This window comes from Actinoplanes sp. NPDC024001, assembly GCF_040638955.1.
Lineage (GTDB): Bacteria > Actinomycetota > Actinomycetes > Mycobacteriales > Micromonosporaceae > Actinoplanes.
This window is the reverse complement of the sequence record NZ_JBEZZB010000294.1, coordinates 1-7,194: the sequence shown is the minus strand read 5'-3', so window position 1 is coordinate 7,194 and position 7,194 is coordinate 1. Positions and strand designations below refer to the sequence as shown.

Below are 7,194 nucleotides of genomic sequence, written 5' to 3'. Positions count from 1 at the left end.
CTCAGCGCCGCGCCACGCGGCGCTGAGCGTCACCTGAGAGCGTCCGTTCGCGACCGCATGCCGATTCATGTCGATCTTGGTCGGCTGACTCTCAGCGCTGTTCGAGCACGTGCAGACAGCCCTGCCGGTCAGCCGGTGCCTCCGGCTGCGTCTGCGAGTTGCCCCGGCCGTCCTGAACCGACACTGGCCGTCAGCCGGCCTGCCCGGCTGCGTCTGGGGGTTGCTTCGGTCGGCTTGAACCGACACCGGCCGCCAGCTGGCCCGCCCGGCTGTGCCTGAGGGTTGCTTCGGCTGACCCCGGACGGCACTGGTTGGCAGCGGGTTCGCCGGGCTGCGTCTGAGGGGTACTTCGGCCGGCCGGAGACGACGTTGACGGTCAGCCGAGCGGTTTCGCCGTTGACCGGGCAGTTCCGTCAGCCGCGTGATTTGGCTGACGGTCAGGGTGGTGTTTGGGGTGTTCAGGCGGCGCTGGCGGTCAGCCGGGAGGGGTCGGCTGGCGCGCGGGGTCGTGCTGGTGTGGTGGCGGCGGCGTGGGAGGCAACTGGGGTTGGGGGTTTAAGCGTTTTTGGGTGGGGAGCTGTCCGATGTGTCGGGGCGCCGGATGGTGGCACGAGCGACCCAAACCGCTTTTCCGGAATGCCCGCCTTTCCAGGGCACGAACAAGATCAAATCGGGCAAATACTGAGAAGAACGTCACTATTCCGGGCCCAGAGCTTGGTCCCGGGCCTTCCGGCGTGGTTACCGTCGGGCCGTCCCGCAGTTGCGGGCACCGTGGACGGTCCGCCGAGTCCTGCCGCCGCCCACGGACACGAATCCACGGCAGGAGCGGGGGACCCAGGTAACTCGGCGCGCCCAAGGAGTGCGCGCCTCGGGGTGAAGCCGCATGAGACGGCCGGGCACCTCTGTCCGAACCCGACAGCTCACCTCGTAGGCGTGGAGGATCTCCCATGTCTCGGATCGGTAGACGAACGCGCCTTGCCCTCGGTCTGGCGACCGGCGCCCTGCTCATCGCCCCGGCAGCCCCCGCTCAGGCGGCCCGCCAGGTCAACTGGGACGTGGTCGCCAAGTGCGAGTCCGGCGGCCGCTGGCACATCAACACCGGAAACGGGTATTACGGCGGCTTGCAGTTCAGCCGCAGCACGTGGCTCTCGAACGGCGGCGGCAAGTACGCGCCGACCGCCAACAAGGCGACCAAGGCCGAACAGATCAAGATCGCCAACAAGCTCTACCAGAAGCGCGGCCTGAAGCCGTGGCCGACGTGCGGCAAGAAGCCGGGCGTCTACAAGACCACCAAGAACACCGCGAAGAAGAAGTCGTCGAGCGCGAAGCCGAGCGGCAAGACTTACGTGATCCGCTCCGGCGACACCCTCGCCTCGATCGCCAAGAAGTTCAAGGTCAAGGGCGGCTGGCGAACCCTGTACAAGCTCAACAAGGAGCGCCTGGACAGCCCCAGCCTGATCTTCCCGGGCCAGCGCATCCGCCTCTGACGGCCGCGCCCGATCGCCCGGCCGCGAGAGAATCCGCCCTCCCCGCCTTTCACGGCCGGGCGATCATCACCGGCTCCGCAGATAGCCGGTCAGATATGTCAGCGAGGCTGCCAGATCCGCGTTCTCGCGATGCGGCTGCCGTAGCTCGTCGGCAAAGACGGCGACGTCAGCCAGCACCCACCACCGCCGGTAGAACGCGAGTCCCTCCGCCGACACCTGCCGCCCGGTCAGCTCCCGGTAGCGGCCCAGTACCGCGTCATCGTCGCCGCGAGGCTTTTCGTTCAGCATGTCGGCGAACCCGGAGGTGAGCATCCACAGATCCCGTTCCGGCGGCGCCACCCGTACGGTGTCCCAGTCGATCAACAGTGTCCCGGCTCCGGTCCGCAGGAAGTTGCCGGGATGTGGCTCCCCGTGGGTCACCACCCAGGCCGTGGGATCAGCGCCGACCACCGCGGCGAGCCGGTCGAACTCCGCGAGCCAGCTCTCGATCGTGCCCACGTTCGAGACCAGGACACGACGGGCTGCCTCGGCGTAGGGCCCGGCCGTCCACTCGCGGTCAGCGTCCCGCAGCGCGGCTTCGAGGCCCTCGCGCCCCGGCAGCCGCAGATCGGTACGCGGGGCGTGCGGCGCGACCACCCCGTGCAACTCGGCGAGCATGGAGACGACCCGGAGCCGGTCCGCGGCCGGATGCGGGCCGAACACCCCGGACTCACCGTTCAGCAGCGGGTACACCGAAACCGCGTACCGATCATCGAGACGCCGGACCACCTGCCCGCCGGCGCCGCGGATCGGGGCGAGGACGAAGTCGAGCCGGAGCGCCGCAGCCGTCTCCAGCGACCGGCGCAGCCGGTCGAATGCCGCATCGCCCTCCAGGGCGTCGACTTTCACGAAATGCCCGGCCACCGACCAGTGATAGCTGCCGGCGCCGACCGGCAGGAACGTGGCCGCGCCGGTCCGCACACCCCAACCTTCCCGCAGCGCCGCCAGCACGTCGCCCAGGGCGAGGTCAGCCGGGGCCTCACGCACCAGCCAGCCACTCCAGCGCCGGCACGGCCTCGCCGGGCAGCACCGAGATGTGCCCCGCACCCGGTATGAGGCGCAGCGTCGCCTTCGGAATCCGCTCGGCCAGCCACGCGCTGTGCGAACTCGGCACCACCGCGTCCGCCTCACCGTGCACCAGCAGCACCGGCGCGCTGATCACTACCGGGTCGAACCCCCACGGGCCGACGTTCGCCAGATCGTCCTCGATCAGCGGACCGGGCCCGCCCGCCATCGCCGGCTCGACCACGCTGCCGAACCAGCCCCACTCGCCCTCGAGCGCCGCCCAGTCCCCGGCGGTGAAGTCCGGTTCGCCGCCGGCCTGCGCCTGCGCCTGCTTGGCCTCCCGCCCGGCGGCCGCCGCGCCCAGCGACGCCAGGCTGCCCGGCCCCATCCCGGCGAACCAGTCCAGACCGTCAGCCGTGAACGGCGCCAGACCGGAAATGCTCACCGCGGCCGTCACCCGGTCCGGCAGCAGGGCCGCGCAGGCGAGCGCGTGCGGTCCGCCGCTGGAGTGCCCGTACACCGCGAACTCGTCCACCCCCAGCCCGTCGGCGACCGCCGCGGCCAGCCGCCCGGCCGAGGCGAAGTCGCGGCCCGGCAGCGGGGACGACCCGCCGTAGCCGGGCCGGTCGTACGAGATGAACCGCACCCCGAGCCGTTCCGCCGCCGCGAACAGGGGCTGCGGCGGCAGGCCGATGTTCGGCGTCCCGTGATGCCACATCACCACCCGGTCGCCGCTGCCCCAGTCATACGCGTGCAGGACCGCCCCGTCCGGGCCGCTGATGTCGCTTTCCTTGACCACGCGGTAACTATGGTCGGGATCGAAGGTTCTCGCGACCCCACTCCACACTTCCGGCGGCCGAGCGCGTCACGAGGGGTGGAAGGGAGCGGCTGGTGACGTACGAGGAATTCCTGTCCGCCCGGCTGGCGGCGCTGCTGCGCTATGCCACCGTGCTGGCCTGCGACCCGCACCTGGCCGAGGACATCCTGCAGGAGGTCCTGGCCCGGGCGCAGCCGCGCTGGTCCCGGATCGCCGCGGCGGACGTGCCGGAGGCGTACGTCAAACGCATGATCGTCAACGAGCTGGCGTCGTGGCGCCGTCGCCGCGCCGCCCGCGTGGTGCCGTTGTCGATGGACGCGCTGGACGCCGTCACCGAGCCGGAGGCCGATCCCGGGCCGGCCGTGGAGGAGCGCGACGCGATGATCCGGCGGCTCGCCGGGCTGCCCGTCCGGCAGCGCATCGTCCTGGCGCTGCGCTTCTACGAGGGCCGCACGGACGCCGAGATCGCCGACCTGCTCGGCTGCCGCCCGGCGACGGTACGCAGCCACACCGCCCGCGCCCTCGCCACGCTGCGTAAGGACTTTCCCGCCAGTACCACCCGGATCGGAGGCTGACGATGGTGGACGAACAGAGGATCAGCGACGCGTACGAGGCGATCGCCGGCCTGGCGCCGTCCCCGGAACGGGTGCGGGCGGGCATCGCGGCCCGCGCCCGGGTGCACCGGCAGCGGCGGCTGCTGCTCGCCGGCGCGGGCGTGGTGACGGCCGGCGTCGCCGTGGGGGTGCCCCTGGCCGCCGGTGGCCGGCGCGGCGCGCAGATGCCCGTGGCGACGCTCCCGCCGCCGGTGCCGCAGGACGCGCCGCTGCAGTACACGCCCTCCTGGTTCCCGCCGGGGATCAGCGAACAGTTCCGGTCGGTGCGGTTCGACACGGCTCAGGGGCCGCTGCTGGGGCCGCAGCCCCGGGCGTTCCAGGGCAGCACCCGTTACTGGCTGCCGGACGGCGTGCACTACACCGCCGCGGGCGCCGAGCCACCGGGAGTGATGCTGGCCGTCAATGAGGTCCCGCCCGAGGGCGGCGGCGAGACCGTCGACATCGGCGGTCTCCCCGGCAACCTGCTCGTCGCTGACACGGCGTCCGTCGAATGGCGGTCCGGGGAGTTCGGGGCCAACCTGCTGCTGACCGTGTCCGGGCTGCCCGACCCGGTGAACCTGGCACTGCGGATGGCCCGGTCGGTGGTCTACACCAGCGCGCTCATGTCGGTGACGATGCGTTCGCCGTGGGTGCCCTCACGGCTGGCCGGATACACCGTGGCGGCGGTCCATCCGGCGGCGAACGGCTGGCGTCAGTCGCTGACGCACTGTTCGGCAACCGGTGGCGAGGTCGTTCAGATCGTCGCCGAGTCCGGGTCCGTCGCGGACGAGTTCACCATCCACCTCGCCCAGCCAGGGACGCTCACCACCGCGGAGAGCCGGCGCATGCTGACCGGGCTGGTCTGCACGGCGCCGGACCTCTCGTGGGTGGGTGACCGATGACGATCAGACCAGCTCGGACAGCGCCCGCTCGAAGATCTCGTGATGCCGGGCCACGTCGGCCGCCGACGTCTGCGGGCACATCAGCGCCATGTTGTGGAACGGCGTGAGCAGCACACCCCGGTTCGCCAGGTAGACGTGCAGGAAGTCCTCCAGCTCGGCGTCCGCGCTCGCCGCCGACTCGGTGCCGTTGCGCGGCGCCGGGTTCGCGAACCGGTACTCGACGCGGGCGCCGAGACGGCTGACCGACCACGGGAGCCCGTACCCCTCAATGATCTTGGAAATGCCGTCGGCGAAAGCCGACGCCGTCTCGATCATCGTGGCGAACGCGGCCTCGGTCAGCACCTCCTGCAGGGTGGCGCGGGTCGCGGCCATCGACACCGGATTGCCGGCGAGCGTGCCGCCCACGCCACCCATGTCCACCAGGTCCAGATCGCCGCGCCCGGTGAGTGCCTCGGCAAGCTCGGCACTGAGACCGTACGCGCCGACGGGCACCCCACCACCGATGGCCTTGCCGATCGTCACGACGTCCGGCTGGAGGTTCCACGCCGCGGTCGCGCCGCCCGGCCCGGCCGAGAAGGTGTGCGTCTCGTCGTTGATCAGGTAGGTGCCGTACCTACGGGTCAGCTCCCGCACCCCGGCCAGATAGCCGTCCTCCGGCAGCACGATGCCGATGTTCGTCAGCGCCGGCTCCATCAGCACCGCCGCCACATCGCCGTGCGCCAGCTCCCGCTCCAGCATCGCCAGGTCGTTGAACTCGGCGACCCGGCTCGTCGCGGTCACGTCCACCGGCGCGCCGACGTTGCCCTCGCGGCTGCGGCCGTGCCCGTCCGGGCCGACGACGATCAGCGACTCGTCCACCGAACCGTGATAGCAGTAGCTGTTCACCAGGATCTTCGATCGGCCGGTGACGGCACGCAGCAGCCGGATCGCCCAGCGGTTCGCGTCCGTCGCGGTCAGCGCGAAACTCCAGGCCGGCAGGCCGAACCGGCGGGCCAGCTCGGCGCCGGCGACCGCGGCGTCCTCGGTCGGCATCATCGTGGCCAGCCCGTCGCGGACCCGCTCGGTGACCGCGGCGACCACCGGCTCGGGGGAGTGGCCGGCCATCGCGCCGGTGTCACCGAGGCAGAAGTCGACGAACTCGTTGCCGTCCACGTCGGTGATCCGGTTGCCGCGGGCCGAAGCCAGATAGACCGGGAAACCGGCGGCGGTCTTGTTCATCCACGTCATGGGGACGCGGCCGAACAGGTGGTCGGCCCTCGCGTAGGCCGCCCGGGACCGGGGGTGCCGGTCGGCGAAGGTGGCCCGCTCACGCTCGGCGAGAGCGCGCAGCCGGGAGCGATCGATTCCGGAATCCGTCGACATGGCGCGACGTTACCAGGGAATCGTCACTTCGCGGTGGTCCTGAGTACGGTAACCGTACGTCCGTTGCCGTCCGTGACATACAGCCGCAACCCGTCCGGGGAGACCGCGATGACCCGTGGGCTGTCCCCGACGGCGACCGTCGACACCACCTTTCCCGCCTTCAGATCCACCACCGACAGGTTGTCCGAGCCCTCGTTCACCACGTACGCGTGCTTGCCGTCCGTCGAGGTGATCACCGCCTGCGGTTCCTTGCCGACCGCGAGCCGGTAGAGCCGGCGCAGCGATCCCGTGTCGAACACCTCGACCGTGTCCAGGTCGTAGTTCGTGACGATCAGCGTCCGCCCGTCCGGCGTCACCGCGATGCTGTGCGGCGATTTGCCGACCTTGATGTTGCGCAGCACCAGCCGGTCCTTGGTGTTGATCACCGAGATCTGGCTGGACTCGTGATTGGCGGTGTAGGCGATGCTGCCGTCCGGCGAGAACGTCACCCAGTGCGGGTTCGGCGGCACCGAGATCCGGGCCGCCTCGGTCAGCGTCTGATCGTCGTAGATCTCCACCCGCGCGCCGTTGTGGATCGGCAGCCAGACCTGCCCGTCCGAGGCCACCGCCGGCTCGAACGGCCGCGGTCCGGTCCGGATGTTCTTCACCACGGTCCGCTTCGCGGTGTCGATCACGGCGAGGCCGTTGCCGGTGAAGTCGTTCTCGAACATCGACACGTAGATCCGGGCGCCGTCCGGCGACACCGCCAGGAAGCGGGGCGTGTTCGGCACCTTCACCACCGCGATCTGCCGATCGTCGAGGCCGATGAAGTGCACGTCCTTCGAGTTCTGGTCGGCCACGTAGACGGTGCGGTTGTCCGGCGCCACCGCCACACCTTCCGGTTCGCGGCCCAGCCGGAAGCGGGTGAAGGCCGCATCTCCGCGTCCAGGCCGGCCTCCCCCCGGACCAGGACGGCGGGCGCACCGGACAGGGCAGCGCGCCGGCGGCGG

General features: G+C 71.1%; 7 protein-coding genes and 1 riboswitch. Of the genes, 3 read left to right on the top strand and 4 right to left on the bottom strand.

Annotation, left to right across the window (positions count from 1 at the left end; all coding sequences use genetic code 11):
- Positions 1–801 precede the first annotated feature (801 nt).
- Positions 802–944: riboswitch (cyclic di-AMP (ydaO/yuaA leader) on the top strand.
- 3 nt (positions 945–947) lie between these two features.
- Positions 948–1,487, top strand: a complete 540-nt coding sequence (locus AB0F81_RS49840; protein ID WP_360211254.1) for a transglycosylase family protein — start codon at positions 948–950, stop codon at positions 1,485–1,487.
- A gap of 66 nt (positions 1,488–1,553) precedes the next feature.
- Here AB0F81_RS49840 and AB0F81_RS49835 read toward each other — a convergent pair whose 3' ends face one another.
- Both AB0F81_RS49835 and AB0F81_RS49830 read right to left on the bottom strand, forming a co-directional pair.
- Entirely contained in the window at positions 1,554–2,513 is a 960-nt protein-coding gene (locus tag AB0F81_RS49835) for a phosphotransferase (RefSeq protein WP_360211252.1), read from the bottom strand.
- Positions 2,506–3,330 (bottom strand): alpha/beta hydrolase, encoded by an 825-nt coding sequence (locus tag AB0F81_RS49830; RefSeq protein ID WP_360211250.1) that lies wholly within the window; start codon positions 3,328–3,330, stop codon positions 2,506–2,508. Before AB0F81_RS49830 ends, AB0F81_RS49835 begins: the two co-directional genes overlap by 8 nt.
- Before the next feature lie 92 nt (positions 3,331–3,422).
- Here AB0F81_RS49830 and AB0F81_RS49825 point away from each other — a divergent pair, with 92 nt between their 5' ends.
- Together AB0F81_RS49825 and AB0F81_RS49820 are read left to right on the top strand one after the other, a co-directional pair.
- Positions 3,423–3,923, top strand: a complete 501-nt coding sequence (locus tag AB0F81_RS49825) for a SigE family RNA polymerase sigma factor (RefSeq protein WP_360211248.1) — start codon at positions 3,423–3,425, stop codon at positions 3,921–3,923.
- A 2-nt stretch (positions 3,924–3,925) separates the two neighbouring features.
- Positions 3,926–4,843 (top strand): hypothetical protein, encoded by a 918-nt coding sequence (locus AB0F81_RS49820; RefSeq protein WP_360211246.1) that lies wholly within the window; start codon positions 3,926–3,928, stop codon positions 4,841–4,843.
- A 3-nt stretch (positions 4,844–4,846) separates the two neighbouring features.
- On the opposite strand, the gene AB0F81_RS49815 is transcribed toward AB0F81_RS49820, so the two are convergent.
- Positions 4,847–6,205, bottom strand: coding sequence for a transaminase (locus AB0F81_RS49815; protein WP_360211244.1), 1,359 nt, complete (start codon positions 6,203–6,205; stop codon positions 4,847–4,849).
- 23 nt (positions 6,206–6,228) lie between these two features.
- Positions 6,229–7,071: a YncE family protein gene (locus AB0F81_RS49810; RefSeq protein ID WP_360211242.1), complete on the bottom strand. Its 843-nt coding sequence runs from the start codon at positions 7,069–7,071 to the stop codon at positions 6,229–6,231.
- Between the last annotated feature and the right edge of the window lie 123 nt (positions 7,072–7,194).